At 49.3% G+C, this 24,304-nt stretch carries 23 protein-coding genes and 1 pseudogene; 15 read left to right on the top strand and 9 right to left on the bottom strand.

Annotation, left to right across the window (positions count from 1 at the left end):
• Positions 1-47: 47 nt before the first annotated feature.
• The 4 genes from clpB (at position 48) to C2M24_RS01445 (ending at position 6,043) form a co-directional block, all read left to right on the top strand.
• The gene (gene clpB / locus C2M24_RS01460; RefSeq protein ID WP_105213055.1) at positions 48-2,624 is read left to right on the top strand and encodes an ATP-dependent chaperone ClpB; all 2,577 of its coding nucleotides are present in this window, start codon (positions 48-50) and stop codon (positions 2,622-2,624) included.
• Positions 2,625-2,737: 113 nt separating this feature from the next.
• The gene (locus C2M24_RS01455; RefSeq protein WP_105213054.1) at positions 2,738-3,679 is read left to right on the top strand and encodes an NADP-dependent oxidoreductase; all 942 of its coding nucleotides are present in this window, start codon (positions 2,738-2,740) and stop codon (positions 3,677-3,679) included.
• 60 nt (positions 3,680-3,739) lie between these two features.
• Positions 3,740-5,314, top strand: coding sequence for a glutamate--cysteine ligase (gene gshA / locus C2M24_RS01450; protein ID WP_105213053.1), 1,575 nt, complete (start codon positions 3,740-3,742; stop codon positions 5,312-5,314).
• A 120-nt stretch (positions 5,315-5,434) separates the two neighbouring features.
• Positions 5,435-6,043, top strand: a complete 609-nt coding sequence (locus tag C2M24_RS01445; RefSeq protein ID WP_105200991.1) for a transglycosylase SLT domain-containing protein — start codon at positions 5,435-5,437, stop codon at positions 6,041-6,043.
• 47 nt (positions 6,044-6,090) lie between these two features.
• Here the strand turns inward: C2M24_RS01445 and C2M24_RS01440 are convergent, their stop codons facing one another.
• The 3 genes from C2M24_RS01440 to C2M24_RS01430 all read right to left on the bottom strand — a co-directional run bounded on the left by C2M24_RS01440 (position 6,091) and on the right by C2M24_RS01430 (position 9,165).
• Positions 6,091-6,927: a mechanosensitive ion channel family protein gene (locus C2M24_RS01440; RefSeq protein ID WP_105213052.1), complete on the bottom strand. Its 837-nt coding sequence runs from the start codon at positions 6,925-6,927 to the stop codon at positions 6,091-6,093.
• A gap of 66 nt (positions 6,928-6,993) precedes the next feature.
• On the bottom strand, positions 6,994-8,268 hold the full coding sequence (locus tag C2M24_RS01435; RefSeq protein WP_105213051.1) for an HlyC/CorC family transporter: 1,275 nt from the start codon (positions 8,266-8,268) through the stop codon (positions 6,994-6,996).
• 90 nt (positions 8,269-8,358) lie between these two features.
• The gene (locus C2M24_RS01430) at positions 8,359-9,165 is read right to left on the bottom strand and encodes a cytochrome C assembly family protein (protein ID WP_105213050.1); all 807 of its coding nucleotides are present in this window, start codon (positions 9,163-9,165) and stop codon (positions 8,359-8,361) included.
• Positions 9,166-9,332: 167 nt separating this feature from the next.
• Here C2M24_RS01430 and ffh point away from each other — a divergent pair, with 167 nt between their 5' ends.
• The 11 genes and pseudogenes from ffh to C2M24_RS01375 all read left to right on the top strand — a co-directional run bounded on the left by ffh (position 9,333) and on the right by C2M24_RS01375 (position 17,865).
• A complete protein-coding gene (gene ffh, locus C2M24_RS01425; RefSeq protein WP_105200995.1) occupies positions 9,333-10,715 on the top strand; it encodes a signal recognition particle protein in 1,383 nt (460 codons plus the stop codon).
• A gap of 131 nt (positions 10,716-10,846) precedes the next feature.
• Positions 10,847-11,368 (top strand): annotated as a pseudogene (locus C2M24_RS01420) (DUF3750 domain-containing protein); the annotation flags it as partial.
• A 377-nt stretch (positions 11,369-11,745) separates the two neighbouring features.
• A complete protein-coding gene (rpsP, locus tag C2M24_RS01415) occupies positions 11,746-11,994 on the top strand; it encodes a 30S ribosomal protein S16 (protein ID WP_017216164.1) in 249 nt (82 codons plus the stop codon).
• Between the two features lie 17 nt (positions 11,995-12,011).
• On the top strand, positions 12,012-12,548 hold the full coding sequence (gene rimM, locus C2M24_RS01410; protein ID WP_105200996.1) for a ribosome maturation factor RimM: 537 nt from the start codon (positions 12,012-12,014) through the stop codon (positions 12,546-12,548).
• On the top strand, positions 12,548-13,300 hold the full coding sequence (gene trmD / locus C2M24_RS01405; RefSeq protein WP_105200997.1) for a tRNA (guanosine(37)-N1)-methyltransferase TrmD: 753 nt from the start codon (positions 12,548-12,550) through the stop codon (positions 13,298-13,300). The genes rimM and trmD overlap by 1 nt, the downstream gene beginning before the upstream one ends.
• A 44-nt stretch (positions 13,301-13,344) precedes the next feature.
• Entirely contained in the window at positions 13,345-13,704 is a 360-nt protein-coding gene (gene rplS, locus C2M24_RS01400; RefSeq protein WP_105200998.1) for a 50S ribosomal protein L19, read from the top strand.
• A 174-nt stretch (positions 13,705-13,878) separates the two neighbouring features.
• A complete protein-coding gene (gene tyrA / locus C2M24_RS01395) occupies positions 13,879-15,018 on the top strand; it encodes a bifunctional chorismate mutase/prephenate dehydrogenase (RefSeq protein WP_105200999.1) in 1,140 nt (379 codons plus the stop codon).
• Between the two features lie 259 nt (positions 15,019-15,277).
• Positions 15,278-16,018: a methyltransferase family protein gene (locus tag C2M24_RS01390; protein ID WP_105213049.1), complete on the top strand. Its 741-nt coding sequence runs from the start codon at positions 15,278-15,280 to the stop codon at positions 16,016-16,018.
• A gap of 132 nt (positions 16,019-16,150) precedes the next feature.
• Positions 16,151-16,465, top strand: a complete 315-nt coding sequence (locus C2M24_RS01385) for a hypothetical protein (protein WP_105213048.1) — start codon at positions 16,151-16,153, stop codon at positions 16,463-16,465.
• A 214-nt stretch (positions 16,466-16,679) separates the two neighbouring features.
• A complete protein-coding gene (locus C2M24_RS01380) occupies positions 16,680-17,024 on the top strand; it encodes a hypothetical protein (protein ID WP_158677968.1) in 345 nt (114 codons plus the stop codon).
• A 376-nt stretch (positions 17,025-17,400) separates the two neighbouring features.
• On the top strand, positions 17,401-17,865 hold the full coding sequence (locus tag C2M24_RS01375; protein WP_105201003.1) for a hypothetical protein: 465 nt from the start codon (positions 17,401-17,403) through the stop codon (positions 17,863-17,865).
• Between the two features lie 73 nt (positions 17,866-17,938).
• Here C2M24_RS01375 and C2M24_RS01370 read toward each other — a convergent pair whose 3' ends face one another.
• From C2M24_RS01370 to C2M24_RS01345, 6 genes are read right to left on the bottom strand one after another with little or no spacing between them, the layout of a single operon-like run.
• Positions 17,939-18,796, bottom strand: a complete 858-nt coding sequence (locus C2M24_RS01370) for a sugar phosphate isomerase/epimerase family protein (RefSeq protein WP_105213046.1) — start codon at positions 18,794-18,796, stop codon at positions 17,939-17,941.
• Between the two features lie 54 nt (positions 18,797-18,850).
• Complete coding sequence (locus tag C2M24_RS01365; protein ID WP_105213045.1) at positions 18,851-19,603, bottom strand: gluconate 2-dehydrogenase subunit 3 family protein; 753 nt, start codon at positions 19,601-19,603, stop codon at positions 18,851-18,853.
• Complete coding sequence (locus C2M24_RS01360) at positions 19,603-21,282, bottom strand: GMC family oxidoreductase (protein WP_105213044.1); 1,680 nt, start codon at positions 21,280-21,282, stop codon at positions 19,603-19,605. Before C2M24_RS01360 ends, C2M24_RS01365 begins: the two co-directional genes overlap by 1 nt.
• Before the next feature lie 2 nt (positions 21,283-21,284).
• Positions 21,285-21,980, bottom strand: a complete 696-nt coding sequence (locus C2M24_RS01355) for a 3-keto-disaccharide hydrolase (protein WP_105213043.1) — start codon at positions 21,978-21,980, stop codon at positions 21,285-21,287.
• Positions 21,981-21,995: 15 nt separating this feature from the next.
• Positions 21,996-23,234, bottom strand: coding sequence for an MFS transporter (locus tag C2M24_RS01350; RefSeq protein WP_105213042.1), 1,239 nt, complete (start codon positions 23,232-23,234; stop codon positions 21,996-21,998).
• A gap of 14 nt (positions 23,235-23,248) precedes the next feature.
• A complete protein-coding gene (locus C2M24_RS01345; protein WP_105213041.1) occupies positions 23,249-24,304 on the bottom strand; it encodes a sugar phosphate isomerase/epimerase family protein in 1,056 nt (351 codons plus the stop codon).

The following is a 24,304-nucleotide window of genomic DNA, read 5'->3' as shown; positions in this document are numbered from 1 at the left end:
TCGCACCCATTAATTAGCTAATCAAACTATTTAGTGGAAACAGATACATGCGTTTAGACAAATTTACGAGTAAATTCCAACAAGCGCTTTCCGATGCTCAATCTTTGGCACTGGGGCGCGACCACCAATTTATTGAACCCGTCCACCTTATGTATGCGCTGCTGCAGCAAAGCGGCTCAAGCGTGCGTGCCTTACTTGCCCAAGCCGGCGTTAGTGCCGATGAACTCAATACCAAGCTCTCTCAAGCGATTGAAAAACTTGTTAAGGTCGAAGGTGTGGGTGGCGATGTGCAGTTGTCGAACAACATGGTGACCTTGCTTAATCTGTGCGACAAATACGCGCAAAAGCGCAAAGACAAATACATCTCCAGCGAAATTTTTGTTCTTGCTGCCTGCGACGATAAAGGCCCCCTAGGCGATATTTTCAAGGCGCTGAACATTAACAGCAGCAAGGTAGAAACCGCCATAGAAGCGCTGCGCGGCGGACAAAAAGTAGATGATCCTAATGCCGAGGAAACCCGTCAGGCCTTGGAAAAATTTACCATAGATCTGACCGAGCGCGCCGAGCAAGGCAAGCTCGACCCTGTGATTGGCCGTGATGAAGAAATTCGCCGCACCGTGCAGGTATTGCAGCGTCGTACCAAGAATAACCCTGTGCTTATTGGTGAGCCGGGTGTGGGTAAAACCGCGATTGTTGAGGGCTTGGCCCAGCGTATTATTAATGGCGAGGTGCCCGAGGGCCTTAAAAACAAGCGAGTCTTGTCGCTGGACATGGGCGCCCTAGTAGCCGGTGCCAAATACCGTGGTGAGTTTGAAGAGCGCTTAAAGTCGGTGCTTAATGAGCTGGCCAAGGAAGAAGGGCAGGTGATCCTCTTTATCGATGAGATACATACCATGGTCGGTGCCGGTAAAGCCGATGGCGCCATGGATGCGGGAAATATGCTTAAGCCGGCGTTGGCCCGTGGTGAGCTGCACTGTGTTGGGGCGACGACCCTGGATGAGTACCGCCAATATATTGAAAAGGATGCCGCCCTTGAGCGTCGCTTCCAAAAAGTGTTGGTGGATGAGCCCAGCGTTGAAGACACCATTGCCATTTTACGTGGCCTAAAAGAGCGTTACGAGCTGCACCATTCGGTGGAGATCACCGACCCGGCTATTGTTGCGGCGGCGCATTTGTCGCATCGTTATATTAGCGACCGCCAGTTACCGGACAAGGCCATTGATCTTATTGATGAGGCAGGCTCGTCCATTCGTTTACAAATCGACTCTAAGCCGGAGCCGCTTGACCGCCTTGAACGCCGTATTATTCAGCTGAAGCTGGAAGATAATGCACTGGCGAAGGAAAAAGACGAGGCCTCACAAAAGCGCCGCGAAGAAATGCAGGGGCTTATTAAGGAGCTCGAAGGCGAGTATGCCGAGCTTGACGAAGTTTGGAGTGCAGAAAAGGCCTCCTTGCAGGGCACCCAAGTGATCAAGGCGGAGCTAGAGCAGGCTCGTTTGGATTTGGATGTGGCGCGCCGTGCCAGCGATCTGCAACGCATGTCTGAGCTCCAATATGGCCGTATTCCTGAACTTGAGCGCAAGCTGGAGCTGGCATCGCAAGCCGAAATGCAGGATATGAGCCTGTTGCGTAATAAGGTGGGCGAGGATGAAATCGCCGAGATTCTGTCACGCTGGACCGGGATCCCGGTAGCGAAAATGCTCCAGGGCGAGCGCGAGAAGCTCTTGCAAATGGAGCAGGAGCTGCATCAAAGGGTGATAGGTCAGGATGAGGCGGTGACTGCGGTGGCCAATGCCATTCGTCGCTCTCGTGCCGGGCTGGCCGACCCTAATCGTCCCATCGGTTCCTTCTTATTCCTAGGGCCAACGGGTGTGGGTAAAACCGAGTTGACCAAGGCCTTGGCTCAGCTTATGTTTGACACCGAAGATGCCATGGTACGTATCGATATGTCCGAGTTTATGGAAAAACACTCCGTTGCTCGTTTGGTGGGTGCGCCTCCTGGTTATGTCGGTTATGAAGAAGGGGGTTACCTTACGGAAGCCGTACGTCGTCGCCCCTACTCGGTGATCTTGCTTGATGAGGTGGAAAAAGCACACCCGGATGTGTTCAATATTTTGCTTCAGGTGCTCGATGATGGCCGTTTAACCGATGGTCAGGGTCGTACCGTGGACTTTAAAAACACTGTGATCATTATGACTTCGAACCTAGGTTCGGACGTGATCCAAGAGGAAGCGAGTAAAAACGACTACGCCACCATGAAAGAGAAGGTCATGATGGTGCTGGCACAGCAGTTCCGCCCCGAGTTCATCAACCGTATTGATGAAACCGTGGTCTTCCACCCATTGGCGAGCGAACATATTAAACAGATTGCCGATATTCAGTTGGCGAAACTGTATGAACGTCTTGCTGAGAAGGGCTTTAGCCTGGAGGTTACCGATGAAGCTCTGGCTAAACTGGCGCAAAGCGGTTTTGATCCTGTGTATGGCGCTCGCCCGTTGAAGCGTGCCATTCAGCAGGCCATTGAAAACCCGCTGGCGCAGAAGCTACTCTCAGGAGAGTTAACAACGGGCAATACCATTTGCATCGATGCCGATGAGAATGGCTTTACCTTTATCGGTAAATAAATTTAATCTTCTAAGACATAACAAGGCGGCCTCTTTTTGGCCGCCTTTTTTATTGTCTCAGCGCGACGGTAATGTCAATATAGAGCCAATAATTCGAACAAACAGAGTTGCTTATGACACGCGACTATCAAGCCATGGCTATTCAGGCCTTTGGTGAGCCCGGTGTACTTAAACCCATTTCGGTGGCCTATCCCACAGTTGCAGCCGATGAGGTCTTGGTTAAGGTACTCAGTGCAGCCATTAATCCTATCGATGTAAAAACCCGTGCCGGTATCGGTTTTGCCGCAGAGCAAAACAAACATAATTTGCCCCTGGCTCTGGGTTATGATCTCTACGGTGAGGTGGTCGAGTGTGGCGAGCAGGTTTCAGGCCTGCAAGGCGGTGATCTGGTTATGGGCATGGTTGGATTTGCCGCTCACCCAGGCACCTATGCACAATATGCCAAAGCCCGTGACAACGAGTTGATCAAAGTCGATAAAGAGAATGCCGATCCCGTGTTGGCCGGTCTCTGTCTTGCTGGATTGACCGCATTTCAAGCTCTCAATAAGCTTGAGTGTCCGAAAAGCCAGCCCTTGTATATTAATGGCGCCAATGGCAGCGTCGGCTCGCTGGCGCTGCAAATAGCCGCCAATATGGGTTATCGAGTTATAGCTGTCACCCGCAGTGCATTACCCCATGAGTTAGCGGAGCGCTTTGAGCAAATCGGTTATGATGACTTTGTTAAATCACCGGCCAAGCGTTATTTGCTTGATGTGGTGGGTATGGAAGTGGGCATGCACTGCTTACAGGGCTTGTCTGCACAAAGTGTGATGGTGACTGTGCCGACCTTATCGCAGGCGCAAATTATCGCTGCGGCTCAGGAGCAAAGGGTCCAGGGTAAGGGGGTGCTGGTGGTAAAAAATGCCTCGCAATTACAGCGACTTTATTCTTGGTATTGCCAAGGTAAGCTAAAGTTAGCACACAGGTGTATGCCGTTAAGTGCTGCAGGGGTGGCGCATCAGCAAATTGAACAAAATATCAGCAAAGAGAAAGTAATTTTATTGCCCTGGTCTTGAGTAATGAGCGATGCCCCCCATAACAACACAATTGAGCTGACGCTCCAGAGGTAGAACTTTTTGACTTGTACACAATTACAGCAGCGACTTGGCGCTTTATCGGCGCCATCGGAATTGGCGGCGATAGTAGGCATACAACGTGGTATCGAGCGCGAGGCATTGCGCACGAATAAGCAGGGCGGTTTGTCGACGCGTCCGCATCCCGTTGCCATAGGCTGCGCACTGACCAATTCAATGATCACCACCGACTTCTCCGAAGCCTTATTAGAATTTATTACCCCGGTGAGTGATGACCCAAAAGAAACACTGGCGCAGCTAAGGGACTTGCAAAAGTTCACCCTTGAACAACTCGACGGTGAGTTGCTGTGGCCCGTGAGTATGCCTTGTTATATTCAGAATCAGGATGAAATTCCCCTAGCGCAATTTGGCAGCTCCAACATAGGGCGAATGAAAACCCTGTATCGCGAAGGCCTAAAAAATCGTTATGGCAGTATGATGCAGGCCATTGCTGGTGTGCACTTCAATATCTCATTTCCACTGAGCTTCTGGCGCAGCCTGCAAAGCCAAAGCGGCGATAGCGGTGAGTTGCAGTCTTTTATTTCCGACGGTTACCTTGGTCTTATTCGTAACTTTAAGCGCGAATTATGGCTGATCAGTTATTTGTTCGGCGCTTCGCCAGCCCTGTGTAGCTCTTTCTTGGAAGGGCGCAAAACCGACTTGCCCTTTAAATCGCTCGGTAAGGGCTCTTTATATCTTGAGCATGGTACGGCGCTGCGTTTAGGCGATCTCGGTTATACCAATAGTGCCCAGTCCAGTTTAAAGGTCATGTATAACTCCCTTGAGGAATACGTCGATGGCCTGAAAAAGGCGATCAGCCTGCCTTCAAATTTATATCAGGACTTGGAAGATTATCACGGAGCCGTGCCGCAGCAGCTCAACAAGAATATTTTACAAATAGAAAACGAGTTTTACTCGCCTATTCGCCCTAAACGTAATGCCCGCTCCGGTGAAAAACCAACAGAAGCGCTGTTACGTGGTGGCATTGAATATATCGAGATCCGTGCCTTGGATGTGAATCCCTTTGCCGATACCGGTATCGACTTACAGCAAATTTATTTCCTCGATGTATTTCTAACCTACTGCCTGCTTAAGGCCTCGCCACAGATGAGCTGGGAAGAGCAAACGCAAACCCAGGAAAACCTCGATCAGGTAGTCAATCAGGGCCGCAACCCTGAGCTTGTACTAGTTCGCAATGCTCAAGAGGTCTCGTTAACCCAGTGGGCCGGCGATATTTTTGCTGAGCTTGCTAAGGTGGCCGATTATATGGATACGGCCCATGGTGTGAGTCATTACCGTGAAACGGTCAATGAGCTTGCAACCTGGGTAGATGCTCCTGAAAAAACCACCTCAGGTCGTTATATGGCACAGTTATTGGCCGCTAATACGGACAATGGCGTATTTGCCTTGGAGCTTGCGAAGGAATACCTTGAGCAACATCAGAAGTGGCAGTATCACAGCTTCGATAAGGCCTATTTGCAGCAACAGGCCGAGCAGTCGGTGGTGGCGCAAAAAGACATCGAAGCGGCGGATACCTTGAGCTTTGAAGCCTTTTTGGATGACTATTTTAAGGAATAGTTTCAGGAATAAAAAAGCGCGGCTAAGGTAGCCGCGCAAAATATTCTACAGGGATGAAACAATGCTAAACTGCTGCATTCATATACTCAGACTGGGCCCTAAGGAGTTAGTTCAAAAAAAATGAAAAAAATTTCGATTTTATTGCTGCTGACTCTGTATTTGTCCGGTTGTGCCACCGCACCGCCAAAGCAACCTGATGATATCTGTAAGATTTTTGAAGAAAAGGAAGATTGGTATTTTGATGCCAAGGATGCCCAGGAAAAGTGGGGATCGCCGAAACATGTGCTGATGGCCATGATGTATCAGGAAAGCTCCTTTAAACACGATGCCGCACCACCGATGGAATACTTCCTTGGTTTTATTCCCATAGGCCGTGCCAGTGATGCCTATGGTTATTCTCAGGCGAAAACTCTGACCTGGGAAGACTATACCCGTGAAACCGATAATGGCGGTGCCGACAGAGATGACTTTGACGATGCCATCGACTTTATGGCCTGGTTTGTGTGGAAAACCCATCAGGTTAACGGCATATCTAAGTGGGATGCCTATGCCCAATACCTTAATTATCATGAAGGCTGGGGCGGCTTTAAGCGCGGCACTCACAATAACAAAAAGTGGTTACTAAGCGTGGCCAACAAGGTGAAACAGCGGGCCGGACGTTACGGCGCTCAGTTAAAGCGCTGCGAGGCCGATTTAGACAAGAGTTGGCTGGAGCGTTTGTTCTCTTGAGTTTAAAAAACGGCGCTAAGGCGCCGTTTTTTTATGTGCTGACCAAGTTACTGGGTTTGTTTTGGAAAGGTGTGGATATACACATCGCGCTGCGGGAAGGGGATGGTGATATCGGCGGCATCAAAGGCAATTTTCACCCGCTCGTATAGGCCAAAATACACCGGCCAATAATTTTCTGATTTTACCCAGGCCCATACCAGCATACCAATATGGCTATCACCGTGCTGGCTCACATGCACCAGGGGCTCAGGATCTGTCAGCACCATATCATAGTCTTTAAGCACCGACATCAGTACCTCACGAGCCTTGTGCACGTCGTCGCCATAGCTGATCCCAAACTCGATATCGACACGGCGGTTTTCTTCAACAAACAGGTTTTTCACCGTGCCGTTAGAGAGCGCACCATTAGGGATAATGATCCTTTGGTTATCATAGGTCAGCAGTACGGTCACAAAGATTTGTATCTCTACCACCTTACCCATATGACCTTGTGCTTCAATTACATCACCTACCTTAAAAGGTTTAAAGAAGAGGATAAGCACACCACCGGCAAAGTTGGCCAGGCTGCCTTGTAGCGCCATTCCCACGGCCAGGCCTGCGGCACCAAGCATGGCGATAAAGGAAGTGGTTTCTACCCCTATCATAGAAGCCACAGAGATAAGCAGCAGTACCTTAAGCACCACGCCGATAAAGGAGACTAAAAAGTGTGTTAGGCCAGCCTCCACTTTAACCTTGTGCATGGAGCGTTCACACATGGTGGCAACACGGCCGATAAGCCACCAACCAACGATAAGAACAACAATGGCGAGGACGAATTTAGGGCCATATTGCATCAGCATTTCTATGGCTGTGTTGTAGATATTTTCCAGGGAGATGTCTGTCATCTGTGCTTTCCTTTGTTAACGACAAAGTTTTATTAAAGCACAGATGACAGTGGTGTATTGATTTTTCTAGTTTTTCTTACGCTTTTTCGGTGGGATAACGCGCACTAGCTTAATCATGTTTTCTTTTACTTCCAGTACCTCGATAGGGTAGCCGGCGATTTTTAAGCCCAGGTTGGCATCGGGAATATCTTCAAGATACTCAACGATTAAGCCGCTTAGGGTTTTAGGACCGTCGATAGGCAGTTTCCAGCCCATTTCCTTGTTGAGGTCGCGAATATTGGCGCTGCCTTCGACCAGGACTGAGCCATCGGCCTGAATATTGACTTCCTCGCTCGGAGCGCGAGTTTGGGTAGTGGTAAAGTCACCGACCACTTCCTCGAGAATGTCCTCAAGCGTTACCAGGCCTTGAATATCACCGTATTCGTCAACGACAAGACCGATACGCTCTTTAACGTCTTGGAACTTATGCAACTGAGTGTTGAGCGACGTCCCTTCCGGAATATAGTAAATTTCCCGTACCGCTCGTAGCAGGGAGTTTTTGTTAAACTGCTCCTTGGTCAGCAGACGCAGGGCATCACGGGCGTGGATAAAGCCTACCGCATCGTCGATTTGGTCACGATACAGAAGCACGCGGGTGTGCTGAGCATGAGTCAGCTGTTTGCTGATCACCTTCCAATCGTCATTGATATCAATGGCGTTAATTTCGTGACGTGGGATCATGATGTCTTCAACCGTGACCTGCTCGAGGTCTAAAATTGAGGTCAGCATGCTTTTGTGTTTGGCCGGTAACAGGGCACCGGACTCACTTACCACGGTTTTTAATTCTTCTTTACTCAGGCTATGCTCTTCAATTTCCTGAGTCGATACACCGAACAGGCGCAGCATGCCATTGGTCATGGCATTGACCACGACAACCAAAGGATAAAGTACTTTTAACAGGAATTTGAGGATCACCGAGCTGGGGAAGGCCACTTTTTCTGGGTACAGAGCCGCCAGAGTTTTTGGCGTAACCTCGGCAAAAATAAGCACGACCAGGGTCAGTGCAAAGGTGGCGATGGCAATACCCATGTCGCCATACAAACGCAAACCGATAATGGTGGCCACCTGGGCAGCGGCGATATTAACTAGGTTGTTACCGATAAGAATTAAACCGATCAGTCTGTCCGGGCGGTTCAGTAGCTTGCTGACACGCATGGCGGCAGGGTGATTTTCTTTTTCTAGGTGCCTAAGACGTATCCGGTTTATAGACATGATGCCGGTTTCAGAGCCGGAAAAGTAGCCCGAAATCAATATGAGTATGCCCAAGATTATAAACAGGGTACTCGTCGATATGTCGTCCAAAGAAGGATCCTTTTGTTGTTAGTCAGGGTATATTAAGCGGTACTCAAAGCCCAGAGTCAAGCCCGCTTATGCGGGTCTATTCGCGGTTGGTTAAAAACGATGCAAAATCACTTCTTGAACAAAGCGACTACCGAAGTAGGCAAGCGTTAAGAAAGCGGCACCGACCATAATGGTGATGACCGAGGACTTGCCACGCCAGCCTTTAAGGTGACGTCCTAATACCACGGTGGCAAATATTGCCCAAGCGAGCAGAGATAAGATGGTTTTATGGGCATATTCTTTGCTGATCATGGTATCGACAAAGATAAAGCCCGACAGCAGCGCCATAGTCAACAGCGCCGTGCCCACGGTAACCAATTGGTACAGCTGGCGCTCAACCACCATAAGTGGCGGCAAGTGGCTGTAAACAATGGCCAGGTCTTTGCGCTTGAGTCGCTTATCGATAAAATAAAACTGTACCGCGTACAGGGTCGCGATAATTAAAATACAGTAGGCCAGTAATGACAGCGTGATATGGGTAACCAGACCTGCTTCAAGATGAATGTCTTGCACTATCAGATGGTGCGGCATAAACAGGCTGGCAAACAGCAAAATAGCGGCAAAGCCATAGACCACAGGCAACAACAGAGTAGCCGGGAACTTTAACGACACCGCAGTGACCGAGAGCACAATAACCCAGCAGGTTAATAAAGAGACATTAATAAAGCTGACATCTTGGCCCTGATTGGTAAAGACCGAATTCACCAACAGCACCATGTGCGTCAGTATTGCCAGGGTACTCAAAATGACCGTGGCTTTTTGTGAAGGTCCTTGGGCGTGAAATAAGCGTGATAAAACGTGCACCGTTGCCGCAGCGTAAAAAACACAACTCAATAATGTCAAAACCGTGATCAGCATAATGACCTTTATAAGGAATTAAATGAATGCTTTAAAAGGACATTGTATGTAATGCACACACGCTTGCCTAGATCTAATTATGTGAATCCATTGCACTTGCCTCTGGGATTTGCCCCTCGCTTTCAGTTATAATCGCCGCCAAGTTAGTAGCAACGGACTCGTTAGCGATGTTTGAAAACCTTCAGGAACGATTAGGAAAGACCCTAAAAAATATTAGTGGCCGCGGCCGTCTTACCGAAGACAATATTAAAGAAACGCTGCGCGAAGTACGTATGGCGCTACTTGAGGCCGATGTTGCCCTGCCTGTAGTACGTGAATTTGTGAAGCAGGTTAAAGAGCGTGCGGTTGGCACGGAAGTAACAAAAAGCCTAAGCCCGGGTCAGGTTTTCATTAAAATCGTCCGCGAAGAACTTGAAAAAGCCATGGGTGAGGCCAACGAAGAGCTTAACCTGAATGCCCAGCCACCGGCTGTAGTCATGATGGCTGGTCTGCAAGGTGCTGGTAAAACCACCAGTGTGGGTAAACTGGCTAAGTTCTTAAAAGAGCGCAAGAAAAAATCCGTGCTTGTGGTCAGTGCCGACGTATATCGTCCGGCGGCGATTAAACAGCTGGAAACCCTGGCCAACGAAGTCGACGTTGAATTCTTCCCCAGTGACATCAGCCAAAAGCCGGTTGATATTGCCACTGGCGCCATTAGCCACGCGAAGAAAAAGTTTATCGATGTGGTGCTGGTGGATACCGCCGGTCGTTTGCATGTCGACAGCGACATGATGGATGAAATCAAAGAGCTACACGCAGCCATCAATCCTATTGAAACGCTATTCGTTGTTGACTCAATGACGGGTCAGGATGCCGCCAATACAGCTAAAGCCTTCGATGAAGCGCTGCCGCTTTCCGGTGTGATCCTGACTAAAACAGACGGTGATGCCCGTGGTGGTGCGGCGCTGTCAATTCGTCATATCACCGGCAAGCCGATTAAATTTATCGGTGTGGGTGAGCGTACCGATGCCTTAGAGCCTTTCCATCCAGACCGGGTAGCTTCACGTATTCTTGGCATGGGCGACGTACTGTCGCTTATCGAAGAAGTGGAGATGAAGATTGATAAGGATAAAGCCGCCAAGGTTGCCGACAAGGTATTTAAGGGTGATGGCTTTACCTTAGAAGATTTTGCCGAGCAGCTGCGTCAAATGAAAAACATGGGCGGTATGATGTCCATGCTTGATAAGTTACCGGGCATGAGCAACTTGCCGGATACGGTAAAAGGCCAAATGAGCGACAAAACCTTTGTGCAAATGGAAGCCATTATCAATTCTATGACGCCTAAAGAGCGTGCTCGTCCGGAAATCATCAAGGGCTCGCGTAAAAAGCGTATTGCTGCGGGTTCGGGCACTCAGGTGCAGGAAATCAATAAACTGTTGAAGCAATTTACGCAAATGCAGAAGATGATGAAGAAGATGAAAGGCAAAGGCGGCATGATGAAAATGATGCGCGGTATGAAGGGCATGCTACCTCCGGGTATGATGGGTGGCCCTGGCGGTCCTAAGTTTTAAGCCTTTAATCGCTCTAACAAACGAGATAGAAAAAGCGTGACACGAGTCGCGCTTTTTTTTATGTGTTTGCAAAGCCCAAGAGCACATGAAATAGTGAAAGCCTAAGCTCCTTGCCAAAAACGGTAGAGATCATGTTGCGAGTTTTGCTCTTAGTTTTATTATTCACTGGCGTGAGCGGCTGTGCCAGCTCAGATTGGCGCACCGCCAGTCGTGAACCCGCTGGTATTGCTATGCCCGTTTCGCAGCCACAAGCGGTTATAGAGTTTTATGCCGCCGATGCCTTTGGCTGGCGCGGCTGGTTTGCGGTGCATACCTGGTTCGCCATTAAAGAGCAGGGTGCCGATGAATATACGGTGTACGAAGTGGTGGGTTGGGGCGTAGACCAGGGACGCCCGGCACTGCGCACCTATCAAACCAACACTCCGGACAGATACTGGTACGGTGCCAGGCCAGAGAAGTTTTTATCCATCAGTGGCAAACAGGCACAACAGCTGATTCCTAAAATCAAAGCTGCTGCCACGCGCTACCCTTGGGCTCATGAATACACCTTGTTCCCCGGGCCGAACAGCAACACCTTTCCTGCCTGGATAGGCTTGCAGGTGCCCGAGCTGCAATTGGAAATGCCCTTTTCTGCCATCGGCAGCGGTTATGCCTCAGGCAAAGCCTCAGGTGATACCTCGGGTGATGCCTCGGTTGATACCTCGGGTGATACCTCGGGTGATGCCTCGCTTGATGCCTCGCTTGATGCCAACAAGTAGACCCACTTTGTTATGCGGGTCTAAAGGGAGGTAATAAAACGAAGCGTTTTAGCGTCAATTTGTATAGACTGTGACGATTAACCAGCAGGTGTTTGAATAACGGTCAAATCCTCTTGCTACAGCGGCTTAGGATCAGCATTTAACCGACATAAACAAAGCATTAAATGCACTTCTTACTTGCATTGTGGCAAAAAATTCGTACAATTCCCCAGCTTCCCTCTATGGGGAAGTAAACTTATTAATGAAAACAGTCAATCTATTTAGAGGACGGTATGGTAACTATTCGTTTGCAACGTGGTGGCGCTAAGAAGCGTCCTTTCTATCAAATTGTGGTTGCGGATAGCCGTTTCTCGCGTGACGGTCGTTTCATCGAGAAAGTAGGTTTCTTTAACCCTATTGCTGCAGGTCAGGAAGAAAAAGTACGTTTAGATTTATCTCGTGTTGATCACTGGGTAGGTCAAGGTGCATCTCTTTCAGATCGCGTAGCAAAACTAGTTAAAGACGCTCGTAAAGCGGCTTAATAGGCGTAAGTGTAACCATGAGTCAACAGGAGCAAGCCTCTACAATCGTCGTTGGCAAACTCGGAGCCCCGTATGGGATTAAGGGTTGGCTTAAGGTACATTCATTTACTGATGATCCCGAAGGGATCTTCGATTTCAGCCCATGGTTGATAGGGCAACAAGGTAAATGGCAATCCTTTGAAGTGAGTGACTGGCGTCGCCACAACAAAGGCTTTATCGCCAAGTTCGCGCAAGTAAACGACAGAGACCAAGCAATGGCTTTTACCAATGTGGAAATTTCTGTGTATGCGGCGCAACTGCCAGAACTACCGGCAGGTGAGTTCTATTGGCGAGATCTCATCGGCATGATGGTGGTAACCGATAAAGGTTACAACCTAGGTCAGGTTGATGACTTGATGGAGACAGGCTCAAACGACGTACTGGTTGTGAAAGCAAACAGTAAAGATGCGTTTGGCAAGGGTGAGCGTTTAATCCCGTTCTTAACCGATTCGGTTATTCAGAACGTGGATCATGAAGCTCGCCAAATTACTGTGGACTGGGATCCGGCCTTTTAATGGCGCAAGCACCTTTATGGGTGGGGGTGATAAGCCTCTTCCCCGAGATGTTTTCGGCTATTACTGAGCAGGGTGTCACAGGCCGCGCAGTGAAACGTGGTTTAATCGACTTTCACTGCTGGAACCCACGCGATTACGCGACGGATAAGCATCGTACAGTGGATGACCGACCTTATGGCGGTGGTCCGGGCATGTTGATGATGGTTGAACCATTAAAGCAGGCCATAATCGATGCCAAAGCCGCAGCGGGTGAGGGTGCTAAGGTAATTTATATGTCGCCACAAGGGCGGAAACTAGATCAGCAAGGCGCGCAAGAGCTTGCTCTTAGCGACAAACTGATTTTAGTAGCTGGTCGTTACGAAGGTATAGATGAAAGGATCATCGAATCCTATATCGATGAAGAATGGTCGATTGGGGATTTTATCCTCAGCGGTGGTGAACTACCGGCCATGACATTAATCGACGCGGTCGCGCGATTAGTGCCAGGGGTGTTAGGCCACAACCAGTCGGCTGAGCAAGACTCATTTTCGGATGGCTTGCTTGATTGTCCTCACTATACCCGGCCAGAGATATTGGATGGCAAAGCGGTTCCATCAGTTTTACTGAGCGGTAACCACCAAGAAATTGCGAAATGGCGGCTTAAGCAGTCACTCGGAAGAACTTGGCAACGACGTCCAGACTTGTTGCAAAACCTAGCTCTGACTGAGGAGCAAGCAAGTTTACTTGCTGAATATCAGCAGGAAAACTCATAGCTTGTGGCTAGAAGACAGTTACACCTAGGAAAGTGAGAAATAAAATGGCAAAAGTAAACCAAAATATTATTAAAGAGCTTGAAGCTGAACAGCTTAAGCAAGATGTACCTGCGTTCGGTGCTGGTGATACAGTTATTGTTCAGGTACGTGTAAAAGAAGGTGAAAAAGAGCGTCTACAGGCCTTTGAAGGTGTTGTAATCGCTAAGCGTAACCGTGGCCTACACTCAGCATTCACAGTTCGTAAAATCTCGAGCGGTGAAGGCGTTGAGCGTGTATTCCAAACGCACAGCCCTCTTATCAGCAGCATCGCAGTTAAGCGCCGTGGTGCGGTTCGTCGCGCTAAGCTTTACTACTTGCGTGAGCGTTCTGGTAAATCTGCACGTATTAAAGAAAAACTTAATTAATACGCGCGTTTTACTAAAACGTGATAAAACGGGTCAGCTAGCAATAGCTGGCCCGTTTTGGTTTCCCCCTCACCTTGTTTCCTTTAGTCGGCTAGCTAGCCCTTCAATTCCTCTTTGATTGTGTTAGTATCGGTGTAATTATTAATTTACCGCATGTAATTATAAGTTTACACAATGTCAGCCGAGCAGCAGTTAGCCCAGTTACGCAGCGAAATAGACGCCTGCGACAGTGAATTAGTCCGCCTTTTAGCAAAACGTAATCAGATCACCGAGCAGGTCGGTAAGGTCAAGCAGCGTTATGGTGCGCCTTTGCATGCCCCGGATCGTGAAGCCGCTCTCCTTGCCGCGCGCCGTGAGCAAGCAACAGAACAAGGCGTGAATCCCGACCTGGTCGAAGATATTCTCCGCCGCATGATGCGCGAGGCCTATCAAAATCAACAAAGTGAACTCGCCTGCGTTTGCCCTGAGCTTAGCCCTGCAGTGATAGTCGGTGGTCGCGGTGCCATGGGTCAGTTGTTTGCCAAGCAACTTATCCGCAGTGGCGTTGAGGTGCGTATTCTCGATAAGGATGAACAGCAGCAAGGTAAGGCCGAAGAGATTATTCGCGGCGCAAAGTGCGTGATTATCAGTGTGCCCATTAATGCCGTTGACAAGGTGGTTGAATCACTCCCTGCGCTCGATGAGGACGCGCTACTGGTAGATATCACCTCGGTTAAGGAAAAGCCGTTAGCGGCGCTGACACAAAAGCACAGCGGTCCTGTGCTGGGCTTACATCCTATGTTTGGCCCCGACATCAGCCATTGGGTTAAGCAAACCGTTGTGGTGTGCCCGGGTCGTGAGAGTAAGGCTGGGGATGCCTTGCAAGCCCAGCTTAAGGTTTGGGGTTGCCAGCTGGTGACAATGAGCGCACGTAAACACGATGAGGCCATGCAAATAATTCAAGTGATGCGCCACTTAACCACCTTTGTGTACGGTCAGTTTCTGGCGCGCCAGGAGCACAGCTTGCAGGAAATTCGTGACTGCTCATCGCCCATCTATCAGTTAGAGCTGATGATGGTAGGGCGGTTATTTGCACAAAGCCCGGAGCTTTACAGCGATATTATGCTGGCCCAGTTTGACCGCGTCGAGCCGCTGCTTGAGGCGTACCAAAACACCTACGAGCAAACCCTGAACATGCTTCGCGATAAGGATAAGGATGCCTTAATCGCCGCCTTTAACGATGCCAAACATTTCTTTAGCGATGCCAGCGACCAGTTTTTGCGTCAAAGTCGGGCTCTGCTTAATAAAGCCAATGATGCCAAGGTGTTGGATTAATCATATCGGCGCTTCCCACATACTAGGTCGGTGCTAAGCGCCGACCGGTTGCTTCTAAGTCGATATGACTTTGCCCTGAAAATTAACCTCCAGCCACCTATGTTTTTAGCCACCATAAGCACAGATTAAGTCTATAGTTAAATTAGATTTTAATCGGCCCTCGCAAACAAGGAGGTGAGCATAGGTGCTAGTTTGTACCTCGAACGGTAAATTATAAGCTCAATTATGCTTGATTCCGGCCGGGGTCGGGGAGAATAGTATGAACAGGCTCTTAGTGTCACTCTTTGGGATTTTTGCCTATCTCGTTGGGCTGGCAGGACTCACAGCATTTATGCTGTATTTAGGGGGATGGAGCTTTTTACCTTTGCATATCAATTCTCAGCCGGTCGGCAGCGCTGGCACCCAGGCTATCCTCATTAATTTATTCATTATCTTGCTATTTGGGCTGCACCATAGCCTGGCGGCACGCAGCAGTTTTAAGAAAAAGCTGACTCAGATTGTGCCCGCGGCGGTGGAGCGCAGTATCTATGTGCTCATTTCCGGCCTCTTTATGTTCGCTTTTTGTTTCTACTGGCAACCCATCGCCGGAACGGTTTGGCACACAGATAACCAGGTCGCGGTGATTATATTGCGTGCGCTACATGTCTTTGGCTGGCTTATCTTGGTGCTAGCCACCTTTGAGATAGACCACTTTCATTTGATGGGGTTAAAACAAAGCTTATCCATGAATCCAGATGAAGGTCATGAATTTAAAGAAATTTTTCTTTATAAAATGGTGCGCCATCCCATTCAAACCGGGGTCTTAATGGGGGTCTGGTTTACGCCCTTTATGAGCATGACCCAGTTGATGCTTTCAGTTTGCATGACTGTCTATATCTTTATTGGGTTGTATTTTGAGGAAAAATCCCTGGTGTCTCGTTTTGGCAATGTCTATGTGGATTACAAAAATCGGGTGCCTGCGGTGATCCCATTTTGGCCCATGGGTAAGAAGCAGGATTGAAAAGCAAACTTACTCAATTATTTTACTGGTTTTGGTTTGTTTAATCGCTAATAGGCTGCTAGCTTTTTGATATCAAAGCATAAACCTCATCAATTTGGGACGAATAGCAACCTAGTTGCAAAGGAGTGTGATATGTCAGCGTCTATTTTAAAGTCGGCTAATGCCACGGCTCAGTGCGGTGTGGCACGCGCCGACGGCGAACTGGTTTTAACCGAAACTGAACTGCAATTTAGCCCCTTCAATGAAACATTCGGCCTTGGGCCCTATGCCTTTTCTCGTAGCAGTATTGCCACTGTGCAAAGCACATCAGCAAAGGGTGGGGGTGTAATTCCACTATCGAGCGAGGCGATTAAAATCACCTTAATCAACGGACAAGCCTACGAGTTTATTCTGGCCAACCCGCAGCAGTTGCTGGATAGCTTGCGAGGGCAGCCTCAGCCCAGCTAACTGGAGCATGAAAAAATAGGTATGATCATGGAGGATTTATGATTGTGTTACGGTTTTTAATATATGGATGTATCACCTTTGCTATCTTGGGCATATTGATACAAATGCCCCTACAAGGGACCCTTCTGTTGGGGCTGGTAGGTGGCCTGGCGACCTCTCTTTCATGTCTGGGTTTGGTATTGATGGGGCGCCTCTTCAAGGAGTTGAGGTCATAATGGCTGGTTGGATAATGCTGTTCTTCTTATTGGCCTCCCCCTGCATCCCTTACTTGTACGCTAAACGCATGCAAGCAACCAACGCCTTTTTATTCTTTGCCCTTGTAATAGGGCTGGCGACCATAGTGCAATTTCTATTTTTCCTTTTTGCCTTGCCGTTTATGCTTATTGGCACTTTCTTGGCTCCCCAACTTAGCACGTTTGGATTTACAGAATATGTGCAGTGGCTGATTGATTTTGGCTACTGGCTTGCGGATTATATTTATATTTTGCTTATTCCCTTACATCTGGAATTAAGCCGGTTGGTTTATAGGAAGTATGCATTTTTTAGAGATACGGCGTAACCTTAGGCTTTGAACCTTGTATATTTGTCGCGGCTATATCGTCCTAATGCTTGTCTTAATGCCGGTAATGCTTAGGTTTTAGCCTAATTACTTGAGCGAGCTTTTTAGGGGATGGCGACTGCAACTCCGTGCCGTCATTTTCATTCGCAAAAGAGCGCTTAAATGACATATAAATCACCTTGTTGTGGACGCGATAAAAGGCTCGTTTTTGGCTCATAATTCATGCTCCAATCTGTCTATAGAGTATAGCTCTTATGCGGGTGATTGCTTTTAACGGCAAAGGTCTGCTTAGCACTTACTCGGAGCATATTTGGATTAGGTACAAAACTGTTCTACACTGGCTACTCAAAACTTCAATGGACGAAGAGGTAACTAAATGAAAAATATATTAATATTGGCAGCAATCGGCGCGGCAATTTATTATTTCTACAATAATAGTGAGATTTTTACCCCAGAGCGGGAAATGGTGTATGCCCAGGCTCGTATCACTTACAACTTACCAGGGCGTGAGATTGAGATGATCGGAGTGGGGCACAGATATAAGGAAGGTGCCTGTGATGCCAATCTGGTTCAGGACTTTGTGGATCAGTGCGTAGAGGAGAACTTTTGCTCCCATGTCACTTTTGAGTGCAAAGAAAGCCTGGATAAGCGCTATGCCTCCATGTTACAGCAACAGCCGGCACGTACTCACTATATTCATTTAAACGGTAATCGCGACGCCCGTAAAGGCGCCTTGATCTTTTGGGGTCTAACCGATCAGGAAGCGAAAAAGGTATGCACCAGCATCACCGCAAATATCAATCGCAAAAATGATTGGGATATGACCGCACAGTGTATTTAGCGAGTAGCAAACAAATAATGAAACGCCAACCTTAGGGGTGGCGTTTTTTGTGTGGGAAAAAGGCCGGGTTAGATTAGTTCTGAAGACGCGCGAGTACCTTATCCAGTCCTTGCTTTGATGCCGCCACACTTTGCAGTGGGGTCATCTGCTCGGGATATTGTTCCTGCTCTAATACCAGCCACTGGGTTTTACCCTCAGCAATCAAAGTCTGAATGATTTCATCCCACTGAAAACCATTGTTTCCTAAAATGGGGCTAAGGCCATTGTTTTTGGCGACTACCTTAATGTGCGCAGAGCGGGTACGCTGCGGGTAGGCCTTAATTAAGGCCTGAACGTCCTGTTGAGCGTAATGTACCCAACCTATATCCAGTTGCAATGGCAAGGAGTTCGAGGTGTGGGTAGCAATATAGTCCCAAAACGTCGCCTCTTTATAGGGTTCAAACTCACGTTCATGGTTATGAAAACCGATCTCCATATCGAAGTGCCGGGCTTGTGCATGAGCGGCGCTTAGTTGCTCGGTAAACTGGGCTATTCGGTTGGCATCCCAGGCACGCTCATCCCAGGGAACATACAGGGTGTTAACTCCGAGTGTTTTATAAAACAGCAGGGTCTGGGCTAGCTTTTGTTCAGTGAGGACATCAAAGCCGATATGGGCGCTGCTGGCTTGAAGACCAAGCTTGGCCAGTGTTTTCTTAAGGGCGCTGGGGTTGTCACCATAGGGGCCAAAGTCTCCGGCGAATTCAACACCGGCAAAGCCCATGTTCGCAAGTGCCTCAAGGGTTCCGTGAAAGTCGGCTTTAAGGGCCTCTTTTACAGACCAAAGCTGCACGCTGATGGGAGGGGTCTTAATCTGCGGCTGTTTTGCCGCCGTCGGCAGAGACAAAGCTAAAACACAAAGCCAAACAATCGGGTTAAAAGAAATATATTTCATTTTGAGTCCATAAAATTAGAGCCCATAAATGGGCTCTGCGGTGCGCTAGATGTATTAATCCTGGTAGGCGTAGGTACTGAGTCCGAGCTCATTGAGCACCTTATCGAGGTGGGCTTTGGCTTGTGCACTGGGCCCTGGGTAGTCGCCGCCAATGGGCACATTGCCTAAGTAGCCAATGTCTTTACAGCCTTGCGGAGAGCAGAAAAACGCTCCCAACACTAAATCTTTAAAGCGCAAAAAGGCTTTACCAATGCGCTTAAACTGCTCAGGGGTTTTATCTGAGTAATAGGCGATATCGTCGATAATCGCCTGCTGCTGAGCGCGATTCAGGGCGGCAAACCTGGCCTTAAAGCGCAGCTGAGCCTCATCGTCTATCCAGGCCAGCGCATTCAAAATAGTAATGCGGTCGCGTTGTTGTCCCTCATAAGGCGCACTGACCCACTCATCAATGACAGCTGGCACTTCTAATTCCGATGCAGAAGGAATTGAGCCCTCGCGTGGCACAATCCAATCCGCTAACACGGCGACTAAAGTGAGTTGAGCTGCACTTAAAGTAAGTGGCCAAGGCGACTGCGGCGGGATCACTAAGTTTGGATCAGTACCATAGCCCGGTGCGGTAATGGGTTTCAGATCTAAATCTGGCCAATGCCCTTTGCTGCTTGCTGCAGTGACATCAAGCGCTTTGGAGCAAGCTGACGTGAGAGTGACCGCTGAACCAGCTGCTAATAAGCCTAGCCATTTGAGTGACTCGCGACGAGTCATCCCTGATTTGTATTGATAGGCGTTGTCTCTGTCTTGATGGTGCATTATAACGCTCCTTTGCCAATTTGTTCGCTGAGCCAAGTTGAGTTGCGCATAGCTAACGTCATGATCGTAAGCGTGCAGTTCTTATGTGGGTTAGACGCAAATACACCGGCATCCATAACAAATAGATTGTCACAATCCCATGTTTGGCCCCATTGGTTAGTAACCGACTCTTTTGGTGAGCTACCCATGCGCGTGGTGCCAACTTCGTGAATGATTTCTCCCCCTTTTGAAATCGCCTGTTCGGCAGAGGGCAGTTCACCGACGGTTGCGCCCATGGTCTCTAGGATTTGTTTAGCAGTTTTGAGGCCGTGCTCAATTTGCTTAAGTTCTCTGTCTGACCATTTGAAGTGGAATTTAGACACAGGGATACCCCATTTGTCTTTCACTTCTGGGTCAATCTCCATATAGGTATCTTTGTTGGGCAGCATCTCACCGCGCAAAGCGAAACCAACGTATGAGCCGTATGCATCACGAATTTGCTGCTTAAGCTCAGGGCCATAGCCTTGTTTATCACCAGATACGCCGGAACCAGGTTGACGGAAGCCGCTGCTGATCTCGAAGTGGTAACCACGTGGAAAATCAAGTTCTCCTTGTGCCTGAGCCTTATGCCCCCACCAAGGAATAAACAGGTGGTTTGCGGTATGGCCGTCTTCGTTGTAACGCGGGCGACCTTTCAAGGCAGGGATCTGTGCTCCCAACCATGCACCTGTGCTGTCCATCAGGTTTTTGCCTATTTGGCCGCTGGAATTGGCAACACCATTGGGGTGCGCCGCGGACTTGGAATTCAACATAATGCGCGCAGACTCACAGGCGCTGGCCGCCAGGATCACCACATCGGCGCTGATGGCATGCTCGGTAATGGTTTTCTTATCCACATAGGTGACACCCGTGACCTTGCCGTTATCGTCCACGGACACGGACTTAACCATGGCATCGGTGATCACTTCCAAGTTACCCGTCTTTTTTGCCAAGGGAATAAGGGAGGTGGTGGTTTGGAATGCCGCACCTATGGAGCAGCCACTGCCACAGGGAGTGGCATAAAAACAGGCCATACGGTCGTCAAGAGGGCGGGTAAGCACAGCGCGGTGCATGGGTGCAGCAGGAATGCCAAGCTTTTTCGCCGCCGCAGCCACAAGTAACTCTGGAACACGGGGTTTGGGTGGCGGCTGCAAAATGCCTTCAGAAGACGGCGGCATATCATCTAGGCCCGTGTTGGTGCCACACACCCCGACTATGGCCTCGGTTTTATCGTACCAAGGAGCAAGATCTTGGTATTCAAATGGCCAATCAGCACCATGGCCGTCGCGGCTTTTCGCTTTAAAGTCATGTTCGGAAAAACGCAGCGAGTAGCGACCCCAGTGATTGGTGCGACCGCCTAGCATGCGCGCGCGCCACCAGTAAAAGTCGGTGCCTTCTGCTTCGGTGTATGGTTCATCGGGTACTTGCCAGCCGCCATCTACCGTGGCGTCATAAAAACCAAAGTTTTTGTCTTTGTTGCCGGCGCCCATTAAGGGCGCTTCGCTATTGCGCTTAAACATGGGGCTTTCGGTTTTTGGGTTATAGTCGCGTCCCGCTTCGAGCATTAGCACCTTGTGACCCAGCTTAGCCAGAGTATAGGCCGCCATGGCGCCACCGGCGCCAGAGCCGACAACCAGCACTTTATGATCAAATTTGGCCATCACTACAGCTCCTTAATCTTGATATTTTTAAACCACACGCGGTCGCCGTGGTCCTGCAAGCCAATGTGCCCACCTTGGCCCTGGGCAAAGCCCTGCCAGGTAGCAAACTTGCTGTTGGCGACCAAGGCATTCCAGGTGGTGCTGCCTATCACTATGCTGGTGGTGCTGACGCCGTTTTGCCATACCTCGAGGTGGTTATCGCGCAGACGAATGCGCACATCGTTCCACTGGCCAGCTACTTTATGCGCACTGCTTGGGGCTGCGAATAAATCATAAATTGAGCCTGCCAGGTGCGAGTCAACCTTGTTATCCGGGTGCTCTTTATTATCGAGAATTTGGATTTCCGGGGCATGGGAGTAGATGGCACTGCCTTTTTCATCCACAAGCACGAAAATGCCACTGTTGCCTTTTTGGGCGATTTTCCATTGCAATTGCAGGTCAAAGTCGTCATAGCTCTTCTTGGTGAGGATATCGCCGCCGCCCCCGGCGGTTAAGGTCATGGCGCCATCTTCTATCTGCCACTGTTTATTCAGGCCATCACTTTTGAAGTTACGCCACTGAGACATGTCTTTGCCGTCAAATAACAATTGCCAACCGGCTTGTTGCTCTTGCTCCGTCAACTGGTTGTCCTGCGCCCACGCACAGGCCGTGGAGCTTAGAGCGAACATTAACGGTAGGGCTTTAATCGAATTTTTCATAGTAGGAAACCCTTGTTAGTCTTTACTTGTTGCTACTTGGGCGTGTGTTGGTACGCCCTTATTGTTCTTGATATAAAAATAAAAGCCTAAAAAGGCGAAGATAAGGATGGCTGGGAACAGCAGAATGTTCCCTAGCACTGCTTGACCCGCAAGTAATTCAGCTTGTTGCGCGTCAATATTTGCGGCCTGTGCCTGCGTACGTGCATTGTCAATCCAGCTACCAATGACTGGATTCCACAAACTCACTGCGAACATGCCGGCACCGCCGATAAGCGACATGCCCAATGCACCGGTTTTTGGCGTGTATTCAGCCACGCAGCCGAGCATAGTTGGCCAAAAGTAGGTTACACCGATAGCAAATAGCACAGCAGCCACGTAAACCATGCTGCCGGTGGCTTGGCTCATCACGAAAATACCTGCTGTCGCACATACCGCTGAGCCCAAGAGCACACCCGATGGGTTAAATTTATGCACTATGGGCCCGGCAAAAAAACGACCAATAGCCATCAAACCTGTTATCAAGGCAAGAATCATCATAGGGGATGCACCAGAAGCACCTAAAATTCGCTCAATCCATTGTTGTGTACCCAGCTCAGTGGTGGCCGTTAGCGTCATACACACCACTAAGAAGAGGTATACAGGTGAGAATAAGTTCTTCAAATTACTCAATGTTGAGTGTGTGCGAGTGTCGAACTGCGGGAATTGTGCTTTGAACATCATCAAACCATAAATGATGGTTGGTATGATGATAAGACCCACCTGCCATTGCCAGTTAAAGCCACTTGAGGTCATGGCATTTGAGGCCAGGGCACCAATGACAATGCCGCCCGGGAACCAGACATGAAAACGGTTAAGCATGGTGGTTTTGTTATTGGGATACATTTCGGCGATAAGCGGGTTACAGCCGGCCTCAACCGAACCGTTGGCGAAGCCAATTAAGAATGTAGAAAGCAGCAGCGCCCAAAAGCCATCGGCGTAAATGGTCATTACCAAACCAGCGAAGTGGCAGACAAAGGCCAGCGCCACCAATTTTTTCGCACCGATGGCGTTATAGATAGCGCCACCGACCATAGTCGCAATAGGGAAGCCTAAGAAAGCCATGGCGTTTACCCAGCCAAGTTCGGTATCGCTGAGCGAAAACTGCTCGCCTAACTGACCGAGAATGCCGGCGCGAATAGCGAAGGTCATTGAGGTTACAACCAATGCAATACAGCACAGGCGAAACACAAGGCGGTTATTATGATTATTATCCATTGTGGGTGTCCTCATTAGTTAATGCCCAAAATGCGTTTGTTGCGTTCGCTGTCGGTACTGGCCCCGGCGAAATCATCAAATGCTTTGTCGGTGGGCGTGATCAGGTGCTTGGCGATAAACTCAGCTCCCTCGCGAGCGCCCGACTCGGGGTGCTTGATGCAGCATTCCCACTCCAGCACAGCCCAGCCGTCGAACCCGTACTGGGTCAATTTGCTGAAAATGGCACCAAAGTTTATCTGGCCATCGCCTAGGGAGCGGAAACGTCCCGGACGCGCTTGCCAATCCAGATAACCGCCGTACACACCGGCGCGGCCGCTGGCATTGAACTCAGCGTCTTTGACGTGAAAGGCTTTAATGCGTTGGTGATAGATATCAATAAATTGCAGATAGTCCAACTGTTGTAAGACGAAGTGACTGGGATCGTAGAGGATCTGCGCCCGTGGATGATTATTGGTCGCCGCCAAGAAGCGCTCAAAGGTGGCGCCATCGTGTAAATCCTCACCGGGATGCAGTTCATAGCAGACATCTACTCCAGCCTTATCGAAGGCATCCAAAATCGGCAGCCAACGTTTTGCTAATTCCTCAAATCCCTGCTCAACCAGTCCCTGCGGGCGCTGCGGCCAGGGGTACATGGTGTGCCACAGCAGCGCGCCGGAGAAGGTGGCGTGGCTTTTTAAGCCCAGACGCTGACTCGCCTTGGCGGCCATCAGCAATTGCTCCGTAGCCCATTTTTGCCGCGCCTGAGGTTGGCCCTTAACTTCATCTGGAGCAAAGTTATCAAACATCTCATCATATGCGGGATGCACGGCAACCAACTGGCCCTGCAGGTGGGTGGACAACTCTGTGATACACAGCCCGGCATCATTGACGATAGCGTTAATGGAGTCGCAATATTCCTGTGACTGCGCGGCTTGCTCAAGGTCAAATAAGCGCTTGTCGCCACTGGGTATTTGCACGCCCTTATAGCCCAAGCTTGCGGCCCAGCGACAAATGTTAGGCAGGTTATTAAACGGTGCTTCATCGCCGACAAACTGGGCAAGAAAAATGGCTGGTCCTTTAATTTGTTTCAT

The sequence above is a fragment of the Pseudoalteromonas sp. T1lg22 genome, from assembly GCF_002964645.1.
Classification (GTDB): Bacteria; Pseudomonadota; Gammaproteobacteria; order Enterobacterales; family Alteromonadaceae; genus Pseudoalteromonas.
This window is presented reverse-complemented; position numbering and strand designations above follow the sequence as displayed.